19 protein-coding genes are annotated in these 24,750 nt (G+C 46.0%); 2 read left to right on the top strand and 17 right to left on the bottom strand.

All coding sequences use genetic code 11. From position 1 onward, the window contains the following. Positions 1 to 76: 76 nt before the first annotated feature. The 9 genes from strainIA91_RS05105 to strainIA91_RS05065 form a co-directional block, all read right to left on the bottom strand. Positions 77 to 2,005, bottom strand: a complete 1,929-nt coding sequence (locus tag strainIA91_RS05105; protein WP_400168050.1) for a sensor histidine kinase — start codon at positions 2,003 to 2,005, stop codon at positions 77 to 79. Between the two features lie 24 nt (positions 2,006 to 2,029). Beyond that, entirely contained in the window at positions 2,030 to 3,133 is a 1,104-nt protein-coding gene (locus strainIA91_RS05100) for a PilT/PilU family type 4a pilus ATPase (RefSeq protein WP_400168049.1), read from the bottom strand. Position 3,134: 1 nt separating this feature from the next. Then, positions 3,135 to 4,199 (bottom strand): type IV pilus twitching motility protein PilT, encoded by a 1,065-nt coding sequence (locus tag strainIA91_RS05095; RefSeq protein WP_400168048.1) that lies wholly within the window; start codon positions 4,197 to 4,199, stop codon positions 3,135 to 3,137. 17 nt (positions 4,200 to 4,216) lie between these two features. Further along, complete coding sequence (locus strainIA91_RS05090; protein ID WP_400168047.1) at positions 4,217 to 5,980, bottom strand: hypothetical protein; 1,764 nt, start codon at positions 5,978 to 5,980, stop codon at positions 4,217 to 4,219. A 74-nt stretch (positions 5,981 to 6,054) separates the two neighbouring features. Further along, a complete protein-coding gene (locus tag strainIA91_RS05085) occupies positions 6,055 to 6,582 on the bottom strand; it encodes a hypothetical protein (protein ID WP_400168046.1) in 528 nt (175 codons plus the stop codon). A gap of 1 nt (position 6,583) precedes the next feature. Next, the gene (gene pilO, locus strainIA91_RS05080; RefSeq protein ID WP_400168045.1) at positions 6,584 to 7,150 is read right to left on the bottom strand and encodes a type 4a pilus biogenesis protein PilO; all 567 of its coding nucleotides are present in this window, start codon (positions 7,148 to 7,150) and stop codon (positions 6,584 to 6,586) included. Beyond that, positions 7,147 to 10,014 carry a pilus assembly protein PilM gene (gene pilM / locus strainIA91_RS05075; protein ID WP_400168044.1) on the bottom strand — a complete coding sequence of 956 codons (2,868 nt, stop codon included), beginning with the start codon at positions 10,012 to 10,014 and terminating at the stop codon, positions 7,147 to 7,149. The genes pilO and pilM overlap by 4 nt, the downstream gene beginning before the upstream one ends. Continuing rightward, positions 10,001 to 10,150, bottom strand: a complete 150-nt coding sequence (locus strainIA91_RS05070; protein WP_400168043.1) for a hypothetical protein — start codon at positions 10,148 to 10,150, stop codon at positions 10,001 to 10,003. Before strainIA91_RS05070 ends, pilM begins: the two co-directional genes overlap by 14 nt. A gap of 374 nt (positions 10,151 to 10,524) precedes the next feature. Then, positions 10,525 to 11,373 (bottom strand): ExeA family protein, encoded by an 849-nt coding sequence (locus strainIA91_RS05065; RefSeq protein WP_400168042.1) that lies wholly within the window; start codon positions 11,371 to 11,373, stop codon positions 10,525 to 10,527. 211 nt (positions 11,374 to 11,584) lie between these two features. On the opposite strand from strainIA91_RS05065, the gene strainIA91_RS05060 reads away from it, so the two are divergent. Together strainIA91_RS05060 and galE are read left to right on the top strand one after the other, a co-directional pair. After that, complete coding sequence (locus strainIA91_RS05060) at positions 11,585 to 13,111, top strand: S8 family peptidase (protein ID WP_400168041.1); 1,527 nt, start codon at positions 11,585 to 11,587, stop codon at positions 13,109 to 13,111. 9 nt (positions 13,112 to 13,120) lie between these two features. Then, the gene (gene galE / locus strainIA91_RS05055) at positions 13,121 to 14,128 is read left to right on the top strand and encodes a UDP-glucose 4-epimerase GalE (RefSeq protein ID WP_400168040.1); all 1,008 of its coding nucleotides are present in this window, start codon (positions 13,121 to 13,123) and stop codon (positions 14,126 to 14,128) included. A 216-nt stretch (positions 14,129 to 14,344) separates the two neighbouring features. Here galE and strainIA91_RS05050 read toward each other — a convergent pair whose 3' ends face one another. The 8 genes from strainIA91_RS05050 to strainIA91_RS05015 form a co-directional block, all read right to left on the bottom strand. Continuing rightward, entirely contained in the window at positions 14,345 to 15,931 is a 1,587-nt protein-coding gene (locus tag strainIA91_RS05050) for an aspartate:alanine exchanger family transporter (RefSeq protein ID WP_400168039.1), read from the bottom strand. Between the two features lie 870 nt (positions 15,932 to 16,801). Further along, positions 16,802 to 17,767: a YbgA family protein gene (locus strainIA91_RS05045; RefSeq protein WP_400168038.1), complete on the bottom strand. Its 966-nt coding sequence runs from the start codon at positions 17,765 to 17,767 to the stop codon at positions 16,802 to 16,804. A 116-nt stretch (positions 17,768 to 17,883) separates the two neighbouring features. Next, positions 17,884 to 19,095, bottom strand: a complete 1,212-nt coding sequence (locus strainIA91_RS05040; protein WP_400168037.1) for a hypothetical protein — start codon at positions 19,093 to 19,095, stop codon at positions 17,884 to 17,886. Continuing rightward, a complete protein-coding gene (locus tag strainIA91_RS05035) occupies positions 19,073 to 20,377 on the bottom strand; it encodes a YaiO family outer membrane beta-barrel protein (protein WP_400168036.1) in 1,305 nt (434 codons plus the stop codon). The genes strainIA91_RS05040 and strainIA91_RS05035 overlap by 23 nt, the downstream gene beginning before the upstream one ends. Then, entirely contained in the window at positions 20,374 to 21,807 is a 1,434-nt protein-coding gene (locus tag strainIA91_RS05030; protein WP_400168035.1) for a glycosyltransferase, read from the bottom strand. Before strainIA91_RS05030 ends, strainIA91_RS05035 begins: the two co-directional genes overlap by 4 nt. Then, entirely contained in the window at positions 21,808 to 22,881 is a 1,074-nt protein-coding gene (locus tag strainIA91_RS05025) for a HEAT repeat domain-containing protein (RefSeq protein WP_400168034.1), read from the bottom strand. Between the two features lies 1 nt (position 22,882). Further along, a complete protein-coding gene (locus strainIA91_RS05020; RefSeq protein WP_400168033.1) occupies positions 22,883 to 23,227 on the bottom strand; it encodes a response regulator in 345 nt (114 codons plus the stop codon). Further along, complete coding sequence (locus strainIA91_RS05015; RefSeq protein WP_400168032.1) at positions 23,224 to 24,741, bottom strand: response regulator; 1,518 nt, start codon at positions 24,739 to 24,741, stop codon at positions 23,224 to 23,226. Before strainIA91_RS05015 ends, strainIA91_RS05020 begins: the two co-directional genes overlap by 4 nt. Positions 24,742 to 24,750 lie beyond the last annotated feature (9 nt).

Raw genomic sequence — 24,750 nt, 5'->3', positions numbered from 1 at the left:
CATTCATCATTCTCAATTCTCAATTCTCAATTCATCATTCTCAATTCTCAATTCATCATTCTTCATTCTTCATTCTTCATTCTTCATTCAATAACCCCGGTATGGTCACAAAAAAAGTCGTGCCTTTATTCAATTCGCTTTCAAACCAGATCTCGCCGCCCATCTGTTCCACGACATCCTTGGTGATACTGAGTCCCAGTCCGGCACCGGGAAGACGTTCCAAATCCAAACCCGTGCGGAAAAACCGTTGAAAAATTTTGTCCTGGTCTTTTTTGGCGATGCCCCGGCCGTGATCTTTGACATACATGTAAAGGTCCCCATCCTTCCGGATATCTGCAAATATAATCACTTCTGAATTTTCATCGGAATATTTATAGGCATTTTCCACAAAATTTACCAGAATTTGCATCAGTGCATCGCGGTCTGTAGGGATAGTGGGCAAATCTTTCTTGACCTTCGTTGTGAGTGTCATATTCTTTGAGGCATAGCGCACCTTGAATAAATCCACCACTTCCTGGATCAGATCGGGGATATACACATCAGTAATTTGCTGTTTCCGCCGGGTTTTGTCTGTTTTCATCACATCGAAAACGTTGTTGATGAGTCTTTCCAGCCGTTCCAGGTTTTTGGCTATAATGAAAACGAATTCCTGATGATCTGGTGACAGGGTCCCTCCGATGCCATCTGCCATAAGGGATACATACTCCTTGACAATGGCAACGGGTGTTTTCAACTCATGGGATACATTGGAAATCAGGTCGGCTTTCATATCTTCAACCCGTTGATTGTCCGTAATATTCCGAGCCACCAGGATCAATCCGTTCTCAATAAAAGGCAAATTCTGAAAACGGTCCGTCACCGTGTCAAACACCAGGCGATCCGCCTTGTTTTCACCGAGAAAAACTTTATGGCGATAAATTTTCTTATCCTCGATGCAGATTTTCTGAACTTTCTCCCAATCCTGGGAAAAAAAATGGATTAATTCTTCATAGGGAATGATTTTCTGGTATTTCCCCATCAGATCCTGAAAATAGTGATTCACATAGACCGATTCTTTTTGCAAGTCGATAATGGCAACCGCATCATTGATCTGGTCAAAAATCGTCAGGATCTGTTGTTCCTGTTTTTTTCGGACAATATTTTCCAGGTGATTGAGAATGGTTTCAATCTGCCGGGTCAGATCCTCAAAAAAGGTGCGGTCGCTTTCCTTGTAGACGTCGTTTTTATAACTCAAAAAACCGATAATCCCCGAGAAGCGTCCCGATGAAGGAAAGGGAAACAGAAGGGAATCCCGGATCCGTTCATCCCGGACCGGGTTCTCCGAGTCACTGTAGCGGAAATCCGGGATCATGCGGGTCATTTCTGGATTTTTTTCCTCTAGGAAAGTTTCCGAAAGGATATGAATGGCATCTTTCAGGCGGGGAGATACGCCTTCACCGGAAAGCAAAACAATATTGTCGCTCCAGAGGGAATAGAAAAAAAGCAGATCATAATGGATCACCCGGTCAAAATATTTTGCTGCAACAGACAGGGCATCGGAGAGGCGCAGGTGGTCATCGAGGGAGAGGAGCAGATCATTCAGGATATTCAGTTTAATCAGGGCCGTATTTCCATCCGTCATTTTCTCTGAGGATGGAAGGATTCCGCGGGACAGGCGGGTAAAACTCATCAGGCGGTGCATCAGAATATCCGGATGATCCCCGTCCACGGACCAGATGATATAAAAAGGCCAGGTGTTTTGAAATGCGTCTACATCATCCGGGGTATGTGCAATGGGAATAAAACAGGCCGGGCATGTATCCCGGTTTTTTAAAGCGGTTTTTTCGTGGGATAGGTCAAAAAGGACAAGATCCGGTGCGGGTTCGACAAAAGAAGATTTCGCCGAAGTATCATTGAGGGTTTTGACGGTGATATTTTTTTTACGGAACGCATCGGCGAGTGCACTGAATTTCAGCCTATCGTCAGCAAGAAAAAGGACATGTTTTATTGAAACTCCGGATACCATGATTTAACCGTACAATCCATTTATCTATTGGGTGATTCCAATCTTTTTTTCATCCGTGTCGTTCGTCTGGCTGTTGAGTCTGATTTTCAGTCTCAGATCATTGGGCCGGTCTGCAAAACGAATGGCATCCTCCATGGAAATAAGGCCGTCCATGTGTTTCTGATACAGGCTTTGATCAAAGGTCATCATCCCTTCATGGGTGCTGGCTTCAATGGTGGAACGGATCATTTCGATTTCACCATTGTGGATGAGATCCCGGACCCGGGCGGAATCCAGTAAGAGTTCCATGACAGCTGTCCTTGCGCCTTTCACCGTAGGCACCAGCCTTTGACCGATGATTGCCTGTAGATTCAAGCTCATTTGCAGGCGGATCATATCGTGATATTCGGGGGGATAAAAACCCATGATCCGTTCCAGGGTCTGGTATGCATTATTGGCATGGAGGGTACCCAGTACCAGGTGACCGGTTTCTGAAAAATTCAGGGCGGCACTCATGGTTTCACGGTCCCGGATCTCTCCGATAAGAATCAGATCCGGCGCCTGGCGGAGGGCATATTTTAAAGCGGAATTGAAATCAGGGGTATCAATCCCCACCTCCCGCTGATTGACAATGCTTTTTTTATGGTTATGGATAAATTCAATGGGATCTTCCACCGTGAGGATATGTCCGGTCGTCTGGCTGTTGCGGTGATCGATCATCGCCGCCATGGTGGTGCTTTTCCCTGAACCAGTGGCACCTACCACGAGGATGAGTCCCTTTTTCCGCATGATCAGATCTTTCAGCACCGCCGGCATCTTCAGTTCATCCAGGGTGGGAATCTGGGTTACAATCTTCCGGAGGACGAAGCCGATGGAATTCCGCTGATAGAAGGCATTCCCCCTGAATCGGCCCATGCCCGGTTTGCTGACAATAAAATCCAGTTCTTTCTGATTCCGGACTTTCTGGATGTCATTTTCGGACAGCATTTCCTTCATCAGGGTTTTCAGAGCATCCATGTTGATTTTTTCTTTTTCCAGGGGGATTAATTTTCCTTCGATGCGGAGCATGGGATAGGCACCGATGGTCAGGTAAAGATCCGAGGCTTTTGCCTGGATCATCACATTCAGAAAATCTTCAATGGAATACATCTTATTCTAAGCCCAGATTTTTCTTCACATAACCGGGATTGGTCGCGCTCTGGATGGCGATATTGGTATCGATTTTACCGGCTTCCGCCAGCCGGACCAGGGACTGGTCGAGAGACACCATCCCCACATTGGAGCCGGTTTGAATGGCCGAAGGAATCTGAAACACCTTGCTTTCCCGGATCAGATTCCGGATTCCGCTGGTTCCGATCATAATCTCAAAGGCAGCTACCCGACCCCGGCCGGAGGCATGTTTCAGTAAAACCTGTGAGACAACGGCCAGGAGGGATTCCGATAACATGGAGCGGATTTGTGCCTGCTGTGTGGCCGGATACTGGTCGATGACCCGGTCGATGGTCTTTGCGGCGTTATTGGTGTGAAGCGTTCCAAACACCAGGTGACCTGTTTCTGCCGCGGTGATGGCCAGACTGGTGGTTTCCAGATCCCTCATCTCCCCAACCAGAATCACATCGGGATCTTCACGGAGGGCGCTCCTCAAAGCTGCCGCAAAGGATTTGGTGTTGAATCCGACTTCCCGCTGATTCACCAGTGATTCATCGGATACATGGACAAACTCTACGGGATCTTCAACCGTAATAATATGTTTTTTATACTTTTTATTAATAAAATCAATGATCGTAGCCAGAGTTGTGGATTTTCCACTCCCTGTAGGACCGGTGACCAGCACAAGGCCTTTATCCTGGGATGCAATATTGAGAAGAACATCCGGGAGTCCCAGTTCTTTAAAGCTTAAAACCTTTGTGGGGATCATCCGGAAAACAGCCGCTTCGCCGTTGATATCCCTGTAGACATTCACCCTGAACCGTCCGATGCCTTTGAATTCCCGGGAGAAATCGATTTCCCAGTTTGTTTCAAAGAGTTTCCGTTGTTCATCACTCATCACATCGTAGACAAGGGAATGAATCGTGGTACTGTCCATAGGATCCAGATTGGTCCGGAGCATATCGCCGTCCACCCGGACAATGGGGGGCGAACCCACACAAAGATGAAGGTCCGATGCTCCGTTATCGACTGCAAATTTTAAGAGTGTATAGATTTCCGTCGCCATCAATTATCTCCTGAAGATCATTTAATAATGGTGGGGGTGATAAAAATCATGAGTTCACTGCGTTGAGTTTCGGTACTTTTATGAATGAAAAGATGTTTAATTAAGGGAATTTTACTAAAGAAAGGGACCTTCTTAATGGTTTCAATATCCTGTTCCAGAATCAATCCGCCCATAAGGAGTGTCTCTTTGTCTTTTACCCGGACATTTGTATTGGCTGTCCGCTTGGAGACAATGGGCCGGTCCGATTCAGGTCCGCCGAAACCTGTGACCGCTTCCACCTGGGCATTGACTGCCAATGAAATGTAATCATTTTCATTGATACGGGGTGTGACCATAAGGACAATATTGACTTCCTGCTCTTCATAAGTGGTGGTTGCCGGTCCGTATTGAGTTGCCGGCTGGGTCACGGTGATGGGATAGGTTGTGCCCACATTGATGGTAGCCATCTGGTTATCAAAGGTGGTGGTCTGGGGCTGCTGGGTGATTTTTGATGAGGTAGAGGATTTCAGTAAGTCAAAAACGGCGGAAAACTGGGCGGCTGTCAGGGTGGCAATGGCCATATCCTGCCAGTTCCCCAGGGTAAAGCCCTGAGCCGAACTTCCGGGACCGCCCTGCAGACTGGCACGGGCCGTCCAGTTAATCCCCATATCCTCGGAGGCATCCAGCTTGGTTTCCACAAATTTGACGGAAATATTGATCTGGGGGATTTCCACATCCAGCTGGCGGATAATTTTATCGATGGTTTCAAAATTGGCACTGACATCCGTCACCAGGATCATATCATAGCCGGGCATCAGGCTCATCATGCCCATCATACCCATGCTACCCATGGCACCGGAAGCGCCGGTAGCACCGGTCCCGCCAATCGCGCCCATACCCATGGAGCTACCCATAAACCCGGTAGATCCAAATCCGCCGACGGTTCCGCCGGTCGTGCCGGTCCCCGTACCGGTTCCACTCTGCCCCATGGCTTGTCCACCCTTGATAGATGGTGAAAACACGGCAACTTCTCCCTTATCCGTCAACACATTTTCCAAGGCATTGGCAACAGACTGACCATCTACGTAGGTCAGGCGATACACCTGGGTAATGGTCTCCCCCGTCATCTCTTCGTCTTTTTCTTTGATGATGATAACATCATCGTTCTGAAACCAATTGTATCCGTTCACCCGGAGAATAGCATCCAGCGCATTGTGGACCTTTACATTGGTTAAGGTCAGGGTGACAATTCCTTCCACATCGTTGGAACTCACCAGGTTCAGATCATTTTGAATGGCAAAGAGCCTGAGGACCTTGGAGAGGGGTGCATTGGAAAACTGCAAGGAAACCCGGTTGTTTAATCCGGCTTTATAGGGCGAATAATACTCATTTTCCACCGGTTCGGCCTGACCGTCGTCATCCAGTTCCCAGGTTAAAAACAGGGATTTCCCATTTTGGTACACAGAATACTTGGGCAGGTAAGAGAAATCAAAAATCACCTTAAACTGATCATTCATTTTGTATCGGTTGAGAATCCGGTAGAGATAAAGGGGTGAATAGTTCACATACTCCTTTTTTCCCTGAAAAATATTTTCACAATTCCGGATATCTATGGTAATCTGAGGCGGTGAATAGGTCCCGTAGACATCATATTCGATTTTATCATCCTCAAAAACCATTTCAATTTCAGCCTGGCTTTCATACCGGTGATAAATAATATCCCTGATGGCGTTATCGGCCAGGAGCACATTGCCGACCGATACCATAAGCAGGCATAAGAAAATAATATGTTTACGAAGCATCCGGATCTCCGTTTTTGTCTTTGTCTTTTTTACAGTCTCCGGTTCGGGGAAACAGATTTAAAATATCAATCCCCTTAGCGGAAAATCCTGCCGGGGACAAAGGCGCCTTCCGAAAAGGTCAGGCGGATTCTTTCCCCGTTTTTAATGAGTATCACATATTCAGGTTTCACCAGAGAAAGGGTATACCCTTCAATGGTGTCCCCCGGCTTCAATATTTGATCGTTAATCAGGACTGTTGGCTTGTTATTCAGCCACGAAATCCCGTTCAGCTCAAAATGATGGCTGGTTTCTTCAGGTATTTCTTCAACTTCCGTGATGGCTGTTTCTTCTTCAGGTTTTTCAGAATATACAAAGGGATCGCTTTTCCACTCCAGATTCCAGGCGGTGCGGGTGGAATAGGATTTCAAAGGTACACGTTTGACCGATGCAGCCGCAGACTGGGCCGGCAGGGACGCTGTAACCTGTTGTGCCACAGTGGTGGATGCCGTGGGTGCAGCCGGTTTCTCTTTGGAAAGCATGGGAATAACCTTGGTGGCAGCAAATATCAGGACGGCGATGCCGGCCAGTCCCAATAGGATTTTTTCCCGTTTCTGGAGTGCCATCTTATTCCTTTGCCGAGTAAGCCAGCAGTTTTATCTCAATATGCAATTTATCAGGAAGCTGTGTATCCGTCAACAGGTGAATGGATTGAATATGGACAGGTTCTGTGGTGGCGGATAATTCTTCCAGAAATTTGCCGGTTGGGATGAATTTCCCATTCAGAAACACATCGATGGGATATGAATGCAGGGATTTGTCAAAATATTTCCTCTGTTCTGCTCCAACAACAGAAAACTGGTCTACAGGCGACGGATTGACGTATTCCAGATCCAATTCGTGCCGAACTGCCAGTTTATCGATCATTTCCACTGTGTTTTCAATGCCATTATCGCTGTTTACAGATTCAAAAAGCTGAACCAGGTCATTTTCAAGTGTTTTTATCCGTTGCTCGATCTGTGCCCGGTTCCGTTCAATGGATCCTACCTGGGCAATGCGCTGTTCCAGGGAACTCATTTCCTGGTTCATGGTTTGGATTTCATGATTCACCGGAAGGTAAAAGAAGAGTAGCCATCCAAAGACGACGACAACCAGAATTCCGATATTGATCAGTCCCATGCGTTGCTGGTTCATAATTTCTTCAAAACCCCTTTGATTATGAATGTTCGGCGCGTGCCGGTTTCCGTTCTTTCATCATCGGTAGAAAGTTCAATCGATTCAAAAAATCCCGTATCCCTGAATTTTGCCAGATAGTTGTTCAGATAAATATCGGCTACCGAAGGATTCCGAGTGATATATCCCTTCAGGATGAAGTCTGATTTGTCCTTACTTGAATCATCCACGGGCTTATTCAGTTGAAAATCGATCAGATGGATACCAGCCGGTGTGAGATTGGATATCATTTTGAGGAAGGTCAGGGTCCTGTCGGTGGAATACTGATCCATCCGGATCTGATTCAAAATCTGTGTGAGTGTTTGTTCTTTTTCACTCATGGACATAAATGTGGTGGATACATCTGAAATATTTTGCCACCGTGTGCGGGTCCGCCGGTAATCAGCCTCTACCTGATCCCGTTTTTCCAGCATATCATAGGTGCGGATACCGGAAAAAATCAGGAATACAGCTAAAATCAGATGGGTCAGTTTGGTCCCGGCAATAAAAATTTCCCGGTTGCGGGTGGCTTTGGTAATCACGTTAAGGTCTTTATCCGGATAGGCGGCAGCCAGATGGAGTGTGTAACAGGGCAACAATTTTTCCGGGATTTCTGATTCTTTTGATTTGTAGGCAAAAATATCCGCCCGCATGGGATTCAACACACTGGTCCGGCGTCCCAGTTGGTCTTCAATAAATCGGGCAATGCCCGGAATCACAGCTCCCGGTCCCACCAGAAAGACATCCCCGTCGGCAAGGAGTGAAAAGGTTTTCCGGTAATAATCGATGGAACGGCTGATTTCCATGATAATACGTTCCGCAATGGGGCGAATCATGATGGAGTAGCGGGAATAATCAATGCCCAGGCTTTTAATGGTGCTTGCCGTCTTACGCTGAAATCCGTATGTATCCAAAAGCAGAAGAGCATCGGAAGTGGACAATTTCCGCGGACCGTTCAGGGTGTTTACTTCCTGGTTCAGAGCCCCGAGGAGATCCTTCCGGCCAATACTGAATTCCCGTTCGTAGTGAAATTCATGATTTTTGATAAAAATGAGATTGCTGTAGCTTTCCCCCATATAGAAGATGATGGCAGTCTCTTTAAAATAATCGGGATAATTCAGCCGGAAAGCTTTGGAAGCCAGATAGGACACCGTGGTGATCTGGCGGGGATTCATGCCTACGTCCTGAAAATACTTTTCCTGCTGGGCTACCAGGTTGTGAGGGGCAATGAGGGTGAGAAAATTCTTTTCATCCACACTATCCGATGATACCTGTTTCACATCATATTCAATGGCTTTATCAGGGAAAGGCAAATTCTTGGATACCGCCCATTTCAAAGCTTCCTGGATCTCTTTCTTGCTTAATTTCTGAAAATTCTGGATCCGGGATACATAATTCCGGGAATGGGTAAAATAGGTCAGAAAACTCTTTTTATGCTTGATCTGCCGGGAAATAGACCTCAGGGCGAATTTATGTTTATCTTCATCTGTGGCATCCTCCGGAAAATTCCAGTAATTCAAAATGCCCCAGTTGGTGATCTTGATTTTATTTACTTCCGGAGCAGCCTGAAGATAACGGGCTGAAGAATCATCTGTTTCCACAACCACAATATTCCGTTTATTGTTCAACCAGTCGGAAATTTCCGAAATCTTCAGTTTAACTGCTGGTGAGACCGAATTGAATTTTTCATCAAACACCCGGTCTTCGTCCTCTTCTTCTTCCAGGAGATCATCAAAACTTCTTTTTTCATTTTCAAAATCATCATAAAGGATTTTCTGCGTCGCGGATTTAGGCTGTTTTTCCTCTTCTTCCTCTGTAATCAGAGATTTATCCACCGGAGTTTCAGGTTCCTGAACTTTCTCATCTTTCTTCTTTTCATCACCGGCAGGTTCAGATGGTGGAGCCGGAGAAGGAGTTTCAAGGGAAAGCTCTTCTGTCTCTTTAATCGGTAATACCACATCATCATTTTTTGTGGCTATATATTCATCCAATATATCAAAAATAGACTTTCCGTCACGGGAGGGTTTCTCACCTTTAAAACCAATTCCTGTAGCAGTTTCTTTCTCTTCTTCAGTACTTTCACGAGGCTGTTTATCCAAAAAAGTCAGCAGGGATTCACCTTCTTCTGATGCCTTTTCCTGATCCTCAGATGAAACCTCTTCCGGAGGAGCTGCTTCCCGGTCTTCAAAGCGGGTTTTGAATTCTACAAAAGGACCCACCCGATTGGATGTTTCTTCCGTATCGGATATTAACGCATCTAAATCTTCAGAATCTTTTTCTACTTCAGGGGATTCTGGTTCTTTATCGGGTTCCTGTTCAGTTTCTTGTTCAGTCTTCTTTTTCTCTTCTTTATCAACCGTCAGACTAATTTTTGGTGTTTCAATATTCAGGCCGGTCTCATCCCCTTTATCTGGAATGGCTTCTTTTTCTTCTTCTTCTTCTTTGGGTTCTTCTTCGGGTTCTTTTTCTTTCTCTTTGGGTTTTTCCTCTTTGGACTTTTCCTCCCGGGATGTATCCTCTTCAGGTGTATCCGCTTTGATTTTTTTCAGATCCATAAACCGGCTTAAATCTTCGGGAGCACCTTCTTCTTCAGATTTTTTCTCATCCTTTTTCTGCTCCGGTTCACTTTCGTTAAACGTTTCTTCTCCTGGTTTCCCTTTTTTCCGCGAGGTGGCTTGATCAAAGAGTTCCGTTAGTTTTTTTGAATCAAGACTCTCTTCACCGGATGGCTTATCCGTCGAATGAGACACTTTTTCTCCCTTTCCGGTCTCAGAAGATTCTGTCCGGAGGATATTCAGGAGTTTGTTTGTGGCATTGTCCCGGTTTTTATCGTCACGGTCCGGCATGGATGATGCGGGGCTCCTTTATATATTGGGTTTCTTCCGGATATTCTGCCTTTTTTCGCATCAATCTTTGGCAGAATACGGAAAAAACAGTGGAATGTAAGAGAAATCCACCGAAAAAAAAGGATTTCTGTTCCATTTCTCTGAACTCATCCTGAGTAAAGAAAAATTACGGATTAACTTATCCTTATTTATTTTGTAATTCAAGAATCTTCCGTTGTCTTGAAGGCTGTTTAAAAAAAAATGATTCTCCCGGTGTATCAATCGTTCTCCTTTCCTTTTGCTGATGTTCTTTAACGGGTGTGACAGGATGAAAGTGGGATCAATCCGGCGATCCGGTCTTATTTTTCCGGTTCAGACTCCGTCTCCAAATTGGGAAATAGACTCAGTTGCTGAGATTTGACCTCCTTCTTTTTCTTTACAACTCCGGGATCAAAATCATTGTTGCTCCCCGACGAATCATCTTCGTTTACTTCTTTACGGAGTATTTCGAGGAGTCTTTTTGTGGCACTGTTACAATCTTTCGGATGATGCTCCGACATGGAAAAACCTGTTTCCTTTTAAAAGGCTGATCACAATGTCTGCGTCCACCATCTGTTTCTCCTGCCGGATCATTTCAATCAGGCAGTCATGGCACAGTGTGATCATTTTACGGGGATAACCCTGAGAATTCAGGTAAATCAGTTCCAGTGCGCCATCGGTGAAAAATTTGATTCCCCCGGCGGCACCGGCAATTTTCAGGCGGTGTTCAATCATGGCAATGGCATCATCACGGCTCAGAGGTTTCAGGGTATATCCCATGGAAACCCGGTCCGCAAAATTGGGATGCTTCTGGAGTATATCGCGAAATTCAGGCTGGGCAAAAAAGATAACCTGAATCAACTTATATTGATTGGTTTCATAATTTAAAAGGGTCCTGATGAGTTCCAGGTTCTCCGAAGATATTTTTTGTCCCTCATCAATCACCAAAACCAGGACCTTCTTCTCTTCCACACCTTTTTCATAGAGGTAATTTTCGATGATATCCTTGCAGACAACAATGGAATCCCCTTTTTCAGGAATATCAAAGAGATCGATCAGGTATTTCAAAAAATCCAGTTCTGAATTCCAGGAAGGATCCAGAATCAGATAAAATTCAAATCGTGGATCGTATTTATAAAAGCGGCGCAGTAAAATGCGGCTCAGGGTCGTCTTGCCGGTCCCGATACCTCCGATTACCACACTCAGACCGCGACGGGTACGGACCGCGATTTCCAGAAGATTCAGGCACTCCTGGTGAATTTCGGATTCGTAAAAATAATAGGGATCCGGTGTTATGGAGAAAGGTTCTTTTTTTAGATTTACAATCTCAAAATATTCCATATCACCAGCATTAATTTACTATTTCTTTCAATATACAATTTACAATCTGCACCATTTATTTCCCAACATATTATAACGTCATTTAAATATTTTAATCATAAAATGCAAATAGAAATATTGATCTGTCCATTTTTCCGCATAAGACTCTTTTCAAGTGACTCAGCCACAAGAATTTCATGGATTCCATGTCCATAAGTAAGTAAACTTTTGCATGTTCAAACGGATGCTACAGGGCGGTTTCATCCTTCTAATCCTCGGGGTTGCCATTTTGGCTGCCGGCGATCCCCCCCTACGTTTATGGGTCTTTTATGAACCGGATTATCCCCTTGAAGACGCCTTAACACACCTGAAAAAATGTGCAAAAATCCGATATAAATCCAGAGCCCTCCATGCCATCAGTCTTGAACTGAACCAGGATATTGGGCCGGAGGATCTCATGGAACTTCCCGGCATCCATCACACGGAACCCTTACGCCGTCTGCATGTTCCAAATCCTCCAAAAACGGCATCATGGGCGTTGTCAAAAAAGAGTGTCACTGTGGATCCCTTCTATGGATATGCCTTTGACCAGCTATCGGGACTTGGATTTATATCCGCTCAAAATCTGGGAATCACAGGATCGGGGGTCCGGATCGGAATTCTTGATACAGGTTTCAAATCCTCCCTGCCCATCTTCGAAAAAATCCGGGATGAAGGGCGATTGATTGCCGAACGGGATTTTATCCATGGGGATGACCATACGGAAGATGAAGCAGAAGATGGAGAATCGGGGGCAACTCAAACCCACGGGACCGGAGTGTGGTCCGTCATCGGGTCATACGCACCCGGTGAACTTGTAGGGGGTGCTTTCGACGCGGAATTTGTATTGGCCAAAACAGAGGTCATCCCGACAGAAACACCTGTCGAGGAGGATTATTTCGCTGCAGCCATCGAGTGGTTTGATTCCCTGAAGGTGGAAATTGCCACATCATCCCTGGCGTATCTTGAATTTGATGATCCCTTTCCGGATTATCCCTTATCCGCACTGGATGGTAATACAACCATCGTAGCCCGGATCTGCAACTGGGCTGCATCCCGGGGGATGATTGTGGTGACTGCCGCCGGTAATGAAGGACCCGGTCCCACAACCCTCTGGAGTCCCGGTGATTCTCCCCTGGTGATTACCGTGGGCGGTGTGGATACAGAGGGACAGGTTTCGTCATTCAGCGGTCGGGGACCTACGGCAGACGGCCGGACCAAACCCGATGTGGCAGCCCTTGCTGAAGAGGTTTACAAAGCCCTGCCTTCAGGAGACATTTCCTATGGCAGCGGGACATCTTATGCAACTCCTCTCATCACCAGCGGCATTGCCCTGATCAAGCAGCTCCGGCCGGACTGGGATGTCCATGATATGCTTTATGTGCTGCAGAAATATGCCGACCACCCCAAAAATAACAATACTGGTTGGGGAATCCCTGATTTTGGAAAAATTGTGACCGATTTATACCAGGGATCCCTTGAACCCTTTACCCTGAAAGCTTATCCCAATCCTGCATCCCTAAGCATCACGATTCTCTCACCCAGAACGAAACCCTCACAGTCCCTGACTGTTTTTGACCTGACAGGACGGGAAATCTGGGAAACAACCCTTCACTCTTTTCAGGACAGCCTGACATTTTATATACCCCTGAACCAGTGGCCATCAGGCATTTATTTCGGCCGGACCGGGGGACAAACCGTGAAATTCATTAAACTGTAGGATCAATCCATGCAAGTACTTGTCACCGGCGGGGCCGGATATATCGGAAGTCATACCTGTGTTGAGCTCCTCAACAAAGATTATGACGTAATTGTGGTGGATAACCTTTCAAACAGCAAACGGGAATCTCTTGCCCGGGTGGAAAAAATTGCCGGTAAAAAACTGGTCTTTTATCCGATAGATTTACGGGATAAAGAGGCTTTATTAAAAATCTTTCAAACGCATGCCATTGAAAGTGTGATTCATTTTGCAGGACTCAAGGCTGTAGGTGAATCTGTGGAAAAACCACTTCTCTATTATGAAAACAACATCCATGGAACCCTCACCTTATGTCAGGTGATGATGGAACGCGGGGTAAAATCCATCGTTTTCAGTTCTTCTGCAACAGTCTACGGAGATCCGGCACAAGTGCCGATCCGGGAGGATTTTCCGCTGCAGGCCACCAACCCTTACGGGCGGACTAAACTGATGATAGAGGAGATACTCCGGGATGTACAGATTTCCGATCCTTCCTGGCGAATTGCTCTGCTCCGGTATTTTAATCCCGTTGGAGCCCATCCCAGCGGTCTGATAGGTGAAGATCCGAAAGGGATTCCCAACAACCTGATGCCCTACATTGCCCAGGTGGCTGTGGGAAAACTGAAAGAATTGCAGGTATTCGGCAACGACTACCCCACACCGGACGGGACAGGGGTCCGGGATTATATTCATGTGGTAGATCTGGCGAAGGGACACCTGCAGGCATTAAAAAAGCTCCGTCAGGACCCGGGAGTATATACATACAATCTGGGCACCGGCCGGGGATACAGTGTACTTGAAATGATCAAAGCCTTTGAAAAGGCCAGTGGAAAATCCATTCCCTACAAGATCACCAAACGCCGCCCCGGTGATATCGCCCGTTGTTACGCCGATCCCTCACTTGCACTGAAAGAGTTGGATTGGAAAACAGAAAAAACGCTGGAAGATATGACAGCGGATACGTGGCGATGGCAGATGAAAAATCCCGATGGATATTGAAAGGAATTAAGAATTAAGAATGATGAATGATGAATTGAATGATGAATGATGAATTGAATGATGAATGATGAATTGAATGATGAATGATGAATTGAATGATGAATGATGAATTGAATGATGAATTGGGGCTGGGACGATAATTAACGCACAAAACCAGACTCTAAACTCAAAATTCCAACTCAATACTCACCACTCTCCACTCATAACTCTTAAAAGTTACCATATTTTAATCATCAGGTGGGCAAACACAATCATTAATACAAGGGCAAAGGGATATACAGCTGCATACGAGGCATTGACAGCGTCCGAATCACTCATTTTATTCACCACACCCAGGCCGGGAGTATTTGTCATACCGCCGGTGATCGTCCCCAGAACGGTTAACAGGTTGAGTTTAAAGAGTTTGAGTCCGGCCAGTGCCGTTATCAGCATGGGAAGAATAGTGATAAAAAAGGCCATTAACAGGAGAATGACCCCTTGATCCTGTATAGTATTCACCAATCCGGCCCCGGCTTCCGTACCTACCGACGAGAGAAAAAAGACCAGTCCAAAATCTCGTAAAAGCCGGTTGGTATGTCCCGTCACCACCCACGTAACCGGCCCGGTGACACCTTTATACCCGAGAAAAAGAGATGTAAGGATAATACCCCCGCTGAGTCCCAATGAAATAGTAAGCCCATTTTCCGAGCCGATATGGAGGCTTCCTACCAGCATACCAAGGACGATTCCCAATGAGACCGGGACTATTTCATGTTTAAGCATATTTTTCAGGTTTGCACCCATCCTTTCGGAGAGCATTTCCAGGGTCTGGGCATCTCCCACCAACTGCAGAATATCCCCCATCTGGAGTCTGCGTTCCGGTGTGGGTGGTAAATCAATTCCACTCCGGCGGACCCGGGTAACAATGACATTGAACCGCTCCTCAAGGTGATGGTCACCCAGAGTTTTTCCTACATATTCCGGATTATTCACAAGGACCCGAAGGACTGTCCGGTTAGCCGGCAGGGGAATCTCAACATCATGTTCCTCTTCACCCAGTAAAAGAACCGCCTTATCCAGTCCCTCCCGCGGACCTACAAGGCGCACTTTATCATCCATTTCCAACTGGATATTCTGTGCCGGAACCAGAGATTCGCCATTCCGTAAAATCCGGGAAATGGTAACACCATAGTGTTTGTCCAGGTTTAAGTCCTTGATGGTCAACTTCCGGACATTCTTGTTCGTCACCCGGAGGATTCGCCATTCCATCTGGCGGTGGATATCCACCTTTTCCAGTTTCACCGCTTTTTCAGCATCAGAAATGGATATTTTAAAAAGTCGGGGCATCATGCGCAGAGTCAGAATCGTGCCGATGACCCCGACAGGATAAGCCACACCGTAGCCCAGAGACGCCATGGGACTTCCGGAAGCTTCCGTTGCAGCTGCCAGTCCGGGAGTGGATGTGAGAGAGCCGGCAAACAATCCGACGGAGAGTTCCGGACTTATTTTGAACAGATGTCCCAGTATAAGGGTCAATAACCCGGCGGAACCCACGGTGATAAGTGCCAGGGTAGTGAGTTGACGCCCACTTTTCTTAAAGGATTCAATAAACCCCGGTCCGGCCTGGAGTCCAATGGTATATAGAAACAGGGTGAGACCCATGGTGCGAAACGCATCAGGCACCATATATCCAAAATGACCAAAAATCATGGCAATAATGACAATCCCCGAGGCTTCCAGACTGAAAGAGCCGAATCGGATCAGCCCCAGAAAATAGCCCAGGGTAATAATCACAAAGAGGACAAACACAGAATTTTCCAGCACAGATCACTCCTCATGTTTACCACATAAATTAAAAAGTTCAGGCATGAAACATAACGGAAAATCTTTTTGATTGAGTCGTAAAGTCAAAAGTCGATTGATTCGATTGAATAGATTGATTTGATTGCTTACCCTGTGAAATGAGATCTGGTTTACGGGAATATTTCTCGGGGAAATTGACGAAAGGTTATTATTTTAATTCGTCCACCTGTGAGCATACTACTTTATTGGCTTGAATGTTTTCCGATTTCAGTCTGTTAAGTTATTAGACAATTTATATATTTGTTTAATAATATTATCTTGCTTCATGTCGCATTTTGCTGTATTTTACCCCCGGGGTGGGGGGCGTCACCTAAGCAAATTCATATATCCCATCTCTCTTATAATCCTGGTGCTAAATCAAATTAATTGTCAATTCTATTTAAGAAGTTAGAAGGTGGAAGTTGGAAGTTAGCGTCGCTACGCTCCTGATAGTTGGTTCATGGGCTCAGGGGTTCATGGGTTCAATAGCCGCTTTGCGGTATTCCAACGCCTGATGGCGTTCAACCCCCATTTCATGGGGTTCAAGCACCTCACTTCGTTCGGTGTTCAAATGCTGCTACGCAGCGTTCAAGGATCTCACTTCGTTCGATTTTCAATCCCAGCTATGGGGATTCCAATTAGAGAGTTTTTTTTGAACACTGCGAAGCAGTGCTGGAATGCTGAGCGCAGCGAAGCAATTGAACGGCACGAAGTGCCGCTTGAATCTTATAACACTGTGTGCAGCGAAGTACCACCCCCCCAATCCAGTCAATCCAATCAATCTTTTCAAAACATTCTCTGTGTCTCCGCGCCCTCAGCGGGAGGTAAAAAATCCCTCTGCATCTCCCCCTCCTACCTGCCTTTCCCGGAATCCGATATAGTTACCAGCTCCCGGGGATAGGGTTCAAAAACTATCTGTTTTTTCAGGTAATCGTTGTTGAAACGGATGATCCAGGACCGGAGTATCAACAGAAGGCTGCTCAGGGGAATTTTTTCTTCACGGTAGAGTTCAAGCTGATCCAGAAAAAAAGCCTTCTCTTCCGGCGAGAGCTGTTTGGAAAAATAGCCCATAATATGCATAAGGACATTGATCACAGACGGGCGCCGGGGAGGTTTCAGGAAAATATTGTTCAACGCATCTTCATATTCTTCCAGGGCAGTCCCCAGGGTTCTTTTACTGTGACCGGCAACCACACGGCCGGCATGACGCAATTCCTTTTGGCTATAAATCATGAATAAATATTTGTGACGTGTATGAAAATCGACCAATTTGGCCATGGTTGGATTTTTCTTCAGATCCGCAAAACGCCGGTGAGCAAAAATCCGGGTATAAAAATGCTCACGAATCCTGAAATTGGTCAGTCGGCCCTCATCTTCAACAGGGATATCCTGAAAAAAATCCGCCACAGCCCCGCCGAACATACCTTCAGTTTTTTCACCCAAAGCAGCGACTTTTCCTGCAGTGGGATAGATTTTCACATCCTTGATACCGCATGTAGGTGAACGGCTTTTCAAAACGGCACCGTCAATATCCTCCAGATCCTTCAGATACCGTTCAGAAAAATCTTTCATATCCTGAGTAATATCCTTACCGGAAAGACTCCAGACCAGGTGTTTCTTCCCATTTTTTTTAATCATCCGGATGGCTTCCCGGGGGACACTGAGTCCAACTGCCACTTCAGGACATACGGTCACAAACTCGACAAAAGGTTTTAAATTTTTAATTTCCTGGCTTGAAACAATTCCTCCGTTAAAACGGCAGTGGTCATGTTCAATACATCGACTCAGTAAAATCCGGGGCCTGCATTCATCCCACATAGAAATCTCCTTCTTCACCTACCAACCTACCACCTACCATTCTACCACCTACCAACCTACCACCTACCATTCTACCACCTACCAACCTACCACCTACCATTCTACCCCCTACCAACCTACCCCCATCCCCTCAAAAACCACTTCGTCACATGAATATAATAATCCCAAAAGAATTTATCTCTGTCCAAAGGTTCCCCTTCATTATAAAAGAGAGACCTGAAATATTGAATACCCCAAAGATGGGCGGTTCTCAGCTTGACCCTGGTGTCGGAGAAATCGCCGGTATAATATAGTACAGGTGATGGTGCGCGGCGGAAAAGTGTTGCGGGAAATGCATTTGGCACATTGTGCAAGGATAAAAGGGAATCGCCGGTCTCGGTAATATCCAGATAAAATTCAGAAATCAACTCGTATTCAGGTCCGGCCTCCATAATTTCAAACCAAAAGGGGTAACGGATTTCATCGGGCACCCGGAGCTTTTTTTGCCATACTTTGTCAGTACTGACCATTGGCCAATAAGTGCGCAAATGTTTTTCAGCCTGCAAGATAAGGAGGGTCCCGTTTTCATGCACCAGGATTGTCCCGGGACCTTTCATTTCCCAAATAATATCATATTGTTCCTGGTATGTTTCAAAAATCCACCGGGGAATATCCGTATTGAGAATGTCCAGGTCATCAAAATACCGGCCGGTCCATCCTGTGGATTTCAAATGGAAGTTCTTTTCTATCTGCCGGCGGACATCATGAGGGGTGGGTGAACCCAAAAAACTGAATTCTGCCATGACGGGTTTTCCCAGAGATTGGATCATTTCAAGAAAGCGGACATCCTGAAGGCTGATTCCCCCATATATTTTGGAAATTTCATCCTCTGCCCGTCCCCACCAGTCCTGCTGGTACACACCGTAACCATCAAGATAAACAACCATATCCACAGAATCTGCCAGCAATTCAAGATCCCGAGCATCCAAAGGATCCAGATCATCCACAAAATAGGATAATCCCGGTTCAACAGGAAAAAATCCATAATAATCATCCGACGGGTTATAAAAAGATCGATCCGGTTTAACCCATTTCAGATGCCTGAGTACCCAGAAGAAAGCTTTGTGTTCCTGATAACTTTGGTTAGGCACCGTTTTATCCATCATAAAGACGGATTTCTCCACACGGGGAGAAAAATACCATACCAGAAACATCCAAAAGGGCAAAAGGAAAAAAATAATAAGTCCCACACTCCGCTTTTGACGCCCTTTTTTCTCCTGTGCGGATAATTGGGTATGATCTGTGGCATCTGATTCCTTCTGTATTTTACCAGCGGTAGAAGAGTCCAATCCGTCCCCCTCCCTGATTTTCTTCAGGAGTATTCACCTGGAGGTTAATCATCCACTGGAAAATCCATTGACGATGAAGCAGATGTTGGCCTTTCATGGTTAAAATATGGGAATCCTCTCCCGAAATTCCCTGGGATATCTGATCCAGATCCCGCCCGTATCCCCAGGAAAATTCAGCATAGTCATCCACACTGCCGTAGAAATACCGGACTGAAGCAAGATGAAATACTTTATGGTGAGGACTGTCAATTATATAGTTATATTTATATCTTAAGTAATACGACCCCTGATAGAGAGCCAGGGCCAGAGCAGGAATATGAATATGATCATCATGAAAATTCATCATCCGGTATGCAACAGCACCTTCCCATTTTCCGGCAAACCCCTGGTATAATTCACCATAGAAATCAAAATCAGGCAGAAACTCGCGTTGAAAAGCGGCTGAGAGCCTGGCATTCCAGTATGCATTCTGCCAGGCATCTGCATAGATTTCGCCGCTGATTTGCTGATCTGTTTGATCATAGCGCCAATATTGAGCAGCTTCAGCTACAAGTGTTTGATTTGAAAAATCCCTTTTTATCATCTGAATCATACCAAACCAGTCGGATTTTTCGCTTGAGAATGTTTGGTAATCCAGGGCAATGCCGCTTTCCCAGGTCAGCGGATTCTGAATCCGGTTAATTTCATCAAGGAACGGATCCACATCCAGGGGATCTGCGCCCAGTGCCTGTCCTTGTAACAAAGCCTGCCTTGCTTTGGGATACATACGGAGTCCGATTAATATCCGGGCATATTTGATATAAAAGCCCGGTGTATCCGGTTCCTGTTTCAGGCACATTTCACAGCATTTTTTTGCTTCTTCCAACCGGTTACTCCACAGATAGAGATCCGTCAAAGCATGCCAGGCATCGGTGTATTCCGGTGTATTCCGGGTCACCTCCAGGAGATCTTTTTCGGCTTCCGGATATTTCCCCTGCCATGCCAGAACCCGGCCACGCATAAGCTGTCCATCGGCATCCCCGGGAAAGTTCTCCAAAAGAGTGTTCAGAATGCTTTCCGCCTCGGGAAGGCTGTCCTTCCCGATGGCTTCCCGCGCATTCTCAAAAAGCTCCTGATACACCAGTCCTTTCAGTTCACGTCCTTCAGGGGGAAGGTCCTGGGCAAAAGAAGAGGAAAATAATAACAGGATAAAGATTAAAGTTAAAGATTTGCTCCAACTTGGGAGCCATCCCCCGGAAGAGAAAAGGGATAACAGACTTTTGGTCATCTGATTTCTTGTCATGGTTTCGTATTCCTGTCTGCTTCGATGGTTTGAAATCCTTTTCGTTCCATAGCGCCCCACGATTTGACTTTTCGGAAAAAGGACCAGGTCCCCCGGGCTCTCCAATAGGTGGTAAGCTGTCGATATCCAAAATTCTCCACAACCGCCAGCCAGAACAGATTCAGGAGATCTCTGAACCGTCCGTAGCGTTTGAACGTGAGCTCTTCGAGACCAACGGCAAAAATGCTGAGATTCACTCCGAAAATAAAAGCCAGAATAAAAAAAGCAGACACATACATCGTTGAGAGATTCCCTGTCATCCATGAGATAAGGAAGAGAATATATCCCGGGACTTCAATCAGGGGGCCGCACATTTCCAGGAAAAAGAAATAGGGATAAGCCAGCATGCCAATCCGGCCGTACCGGGGATTCATCAACATCTTTTTATGGCGGAACAACACCTCCATCAGTCCACGCTGCCAACGGTCCCTCTGCCGGCCCAATACTTTCATGGATTCGGGACATTCGGTCCAGGCGACGGGATCGGGAATAAAGGTGATATGATAGGGAATCTTATGTTCAATGCAGTAGCGGTGAAGACGCACGACCAGTTCCATATCTTCACCGACGGTCTGGGTGTGATATCCTCCGGCGGCAATGGCAATACCCCGTTTGAAAATCCCGAAAGCACCGGAAATAATAAAGGTCAGATTCAGGGAATCCCACCCCATACGTCCTGCCAGAAAAGCTCTTAAATATTCCATCACCTGAAAACGGGCCAGTTGATTTTTCGGAAGTTTAATATTTTTAACCTCTCCTCCCCGTACGTCACAGCCATTGGCAATCCGGATAATGCCTCCGGCGGCAATGGTATCCTTATTTTCCAAAAAGGGCCGTACAATCCGGGTCAGAGAATCCCGTTCAAGCAGACTGTCTGAATCCATGGCACAATAGAGGGGTGTCCGGGCATAATTCAAACCACAGTTGAGGGCATCTGCTTTCCCGCCGTTTTCCTTGTCAATCAGCCATAAATTATAATGTTTCCGGCTTCTGTAAACCGCTTTTACATCGGCAGTTTTCAGGGACGCAATCGGTGCCCTTGAAACCTGGATCATGTCAAAATTTTCGATGACACGTTTTAAAGTATCATCCTTGGAGCCGTCATTGACAGTAATAATCTCGAAATCGGGATATTTCAAAGCCAGCAGGGATCGAGTGGATTCCACGATGGTAGACCCTTCATTATATGCCGGAGCAATAAGGGTAATAGGCAGTGCCCCGGCGATATTGATCAGTTCATCTACCTGCAAAACACGCATACTCCGGGCATATCTGCGAAGAGAGATAAAAGAAATACTATTTAAAATGAGATATACAGTATTCAAAATAAAAAAGTAGGCCAGGACGACATGGTTGAAAAAATCCAGAAACAGGCGGGGTATATCTATCATTTACACCTCCGTCAAAACCTGTCTGGCCAGTTCTGCCCGGGGATGGTCTGAATAGGCATAATGCCTCAGGACATCCAGCTTGCCGGCTTCCTTTAAACCCCAGGCAGCATTTATCACTACCCAGATGGAGGAATGGTCCATGGCTTTGGAAAGGCAGGACGGGTATTTTTCTTTTTCAAGATGGACCAGAATCCGGATACCGTGGGCCAGCAATACGGGATCATCCCGCTCACAGGCTTGTTTTATATAGGGGATATGTTTTTCTTCACCTATCACACGTAATAATCTGAGATACGCAGCAACCACCTCCCTGTTTTCTTCAGGTGTACATATCACCTGGGCATAATCCCCTGCCTTAAAATCGTACAGCTTGTGGAGTGTTTCAATCGCTACAGTTCTTTGCCAGTCCGGTTCGTCACGGTCAATCATCAGGGCCCTCAAGGCCGGACCGAGTCCGTTCCCTACCTGTGCAATCAATGAAGAGAGTAAATTCACAGACCATATTTTAAAACGATCCAGATGCCTTAAAATAGCTTCACCGTTATCGACGTGTCCTTTCCGGGCCAAAGCCCGGGCGGCGACCATATTGACCAAAAAAGAGCTGTCATTCAATCCTTTTCTAAAAGCCCGGTCGTACTGATCTGGATCCATCCGCTGAAGCAGGCTGATGACTTCTGCCCGTTTTTCTACTTTCCAGCTGTGCAGTTTATTTAAAATTCTCTTCACATACGGTCGGCCTGCTTCTATCAGCCGTTGCCTGGCTTCACCATCCACACGGGCTATGTATCGGCTTAAATACGTCAAAAATTGCCATACATCATCCGGATGTACATGGGATTGGATCGATTCAGGGGCCCGTTCTTCACTGAGAATTTCCAGCAACAACGGTTCCCACACACGCTCCAACCGGTAATATTTCCTGGATTTCCGGTTGTTCCTGGCCCGAAGATAAAAAGTGGAAAAAGCCAGAAAAATTACAAATAATAGAAGCAACAGTATGGATAGTGTCAGGATAAAAAGAATCTGGTCCTGACGGGACATGGTGACGAATATGTGCCAGTAATAGCGAATCATATTATAAATGTTTTATTGATTTGAAATATGTCATCAATTCGAGAGGATCAAAAGGTTTCCGGATGATATCGATAATTCCCAATGCCTTTTCCCTTCCCTTGAGATCGGGGTTTTGCACACCGGTTATCAAAATGACCGGACATTCATAGGTCCAGGATGTGAGGATATCCATGCCATCATCCTCTCCGAACCGGAGATCCATGAGTATCAAATCCACGCCGGATGAAGACCGGGCAAAAAGGCGTTTCTTGTCAGGAATAATGACAGGTTTGTGACCGGCTTCTTCCAGGATATAGGAGAGAAGAAACTGCATATCCGGATCGTCGTCACAGATCAAAATTTTCATGAAAGTCCCCGAAGCATCCGGTTAATCCTTGCGATCAGTTCTTTGGGAGAAAAGGGTTTCAACAGGTAATCATCAGCCCCTGAATCAAAGGCCCGGACAATATCATCCTCATTTCCCATGGATGTGAGAATCAGGACCGGAGTATGGGTTTTTCCCGGCAGCATCCGGACACGGCGCAATAATTCAAACCCATCGATTACCGGCATTTTGATATCGGTAATCATCAGGGAATAATCCTGGGCTTCAGCACCTTCCAGTGCCAAAGCACCGTCACTGAAATAATCCACTTCAAATCCGGCTTTTTTCAGATTGTGAATGATGATGTTTGCCATCAGCCGGTCATCTTCAGCCAACATGATTTTATTTTTAAGGGATTCAGATCTGGACTGAAGCACCACACGGTTTCCTCCCTCATTCTGTGCCTGTACCAAAAGGGCATTTACGGTTGTTGTGGCTTCTTCATAACTTTTAACATCCCCAAGATCCACAAGGCCGGCGGACATGAAGAACTGGACATCCTTCTTTCCGCTTTCGCGGATGTAAAAAAGCATCCGCTCTACAATCAGGGAAGCGTCATCCAGACTCGTATTCGGAAGGATCATGGAAAAGGATCCGTCATGATGACGAAAAAGATAATCCGAATCTCTCAGATGATCATTGATAATATTTTGGGCTTTCGTCACAATTTTATCCTCTGTATCCCTTCCGAAATGGAGCCGGAAAGTCTGAAGATCATCCACGGCTATCTTCACCAGGGTAGCATGGTTGCGGGTTCTCTGCATCAGGGCATGGGTTTTTTGATAAAAAGACTGCAACTCCTTTTCATGGAGGGCTTCAGCTTTATCAGGAAGGGGTGTTTCCCGGGATGATTCATATTGATTAAGAGTTGTCTGGACCGTCAGGATGACTTCTTCCGGCATAAAGGGTTTTTGAATAAATCCATCTGCACCCAAAGCATAACATTCCTGTTTATGTTTGAAATCCGTCAGGGCGGACATCACCAAAATGGGGACCCTTTTCATATAGGGACTCTTTCTCATATCCACCAGAATTTCCCGTCCGTCACGGTCCGGCAAAACCAAATCCAGAAGGATCAGGGAATAATCCTGCTGCTGTAAAAGCAATTGGGCCTTTTCAAAAGTCTCTGCTTCGTCAATTTTATCAAAGAGCCGTGCCATTGTCATTTTAAGAATCAGCACAATATCGGGGTCGTCATCAATGATCAACAGGGTTTGGGGTGTTTTTTCATAACCAAGAACGATATCTTCCAACACATGAATGAATTCACGGCTTTTAGTCACCAGTTCACTGTCCGGACACACTTCGACTTTCCGGGCAGCTTCGGAAACCCGCGGGAATCCGTATGTTGCTCCGGAACCGTATAGGGAATGAGCCAGTCTGCGGATGGATTCTCCTGCCCCTTCACTGGAATTTTCCAGATCATCCACCTGGGTTTTCAACGAATCAATCCGGGATGGCAGGCTACGGATATATATTTTTTTCAGATCTTCCATAAAGCCACC

The sequence above is a fragment of the Candidatus Neomarinimicrobiota bacterium genome (genome assembly GCA_041154365.1).
GTDB lineage: Bacteria > Fidelibacterota > Fidelibacteria > Fidelibacterales > Fidelibacteraceae > Fidelibacter > Fidelibacter multiformis.
The sequence above is the reverse complement of the archived record's forward strand: the minus strand, read 5'-3'. Positions and strand labels throughout refer to the sequence as shown.

Excerpts from the sequence above, each read along its gene's own strand:
- strainIA91_RS05015 (WP_400168032.1), bottom strand. The coding sequence starts at position 24,741 with ATGGAAGATCTGAAAAAAATATATATCCGTAGCCTGCCATCCCGGATT.
- strainIA91_RS05100 (WP_400168049.1), bottom strand. The coding sequence starts at position 3,133 with ATGTATTCCATTGAAGATTTTCTGAATGTGATGATCCAGGCAAAAGCC.
- strainIA91_RS05045 (WP_400168038.1), bottom strand. The coding sequence starts at position 17,767 with ATGTGGGATGAATGCAGGCCCCGGATTTTACTGAGTCGATGTATTGAA.
- strainIA91_RS05020 (WP_400168033.1), bottom strand. The coding sequence starts at position 23,227 with ATGAAAATTTTGATCTGTGACGACGATCCGGATATGCAGTTTCTTCTC.
- strainIA91_RS05085 (WP_400168046.1), bottom strand. The coding sequence starts at position 6,582 with ATGGCACTCCAGAAACGGGAAAAAATCCTATTGGGACTGGCCGGCATC.
- strainIA91_RS05095 (WP_400168048.1), bottom strand. The coding sequence starts at position 4,199 with ATGGCGACGGAAATCTATACACTCTTAAAATTTGCAGTCGATAACGGA.
- strainIA91_RS05070 (WP_400168043.1), bottom strand. The coding sequence starts at position 10,150 with ATGGAACAGAAATCCTTTTTTTTCGGTGGATTTCTCTTACATTCCACT.
- strainIA91_RS05030 (WP_400168035.1), bottom strand. The coding sequence starts at position 21,807 with ATGATAGATATACCCCGCCTGTTTCTGGATTTTTTCAACCATGTCGTC.
- strainIA91_RS05105 (WP_400168050.1), bottom strand. The coding sequence starts at position 2,005 with ATGGTATCCGGAGTTTCAATAAAACATGTCCTTTTTCTTGCTGACGAT.
- pilM (WP_400168044.1), bottom strand. The coding sequence starts at position 10,014 with ATGCCGGACCGTGACGATAAAAACCGGGACAATGCCACAAACAAACTC.
- strainIA91_RS05065 (WP_400168042.1), bottom strand. The coding sequence starts at position 11,373 with ATGGAATATTTTGAGATTGTAAATCTAAAAAAAGAACCTTTCTCCATA.
- strainIA91_RS05035 (WP_400168036.1), bottom strand. The coding sequence starts at position 20,377 with ATGACAAGAAATCAGATGACCAAAAGTCTGTTATCCCTTTTCTCTTCC.
- pilO (WP_400168045.1), bottom strand. The coding sequence starts at position 7,150 with ATGAACCAGCAACGCATGGGACTGATCAATATCGGAATTCTGGTTGTC.
- galE (WP_400168040.1), top strand. The coding sequence starts at position 13,121 with ATGCAAGTACTTGTCACCGGCGGGGCCGGATATATCGGAAGTCATACC.
- strainIA91_RS05090 (WP_400168047.1), bottom strand. The coding sequence starts at position 5,980 with ATGCTTCGTAAACATATTATTTTCTTATGCCTGCTTATGGTATCGGTC.
- strainIA91_RS05025 (WP_400168034.1), bottom strand. The coding sequence starts at position 22,881 with ATGATTCGCTATTACTGGCACATATTCGTCACCATGTCCCGTCAGGAC.
- strainIA91_RS05060 (WP_400168041.1), top strand. The coding sequence starts at position 11,585 with ATGTTCAAACGGATGCTACAGGGCGGTTTCATCCTTCTAATCCTCGGG.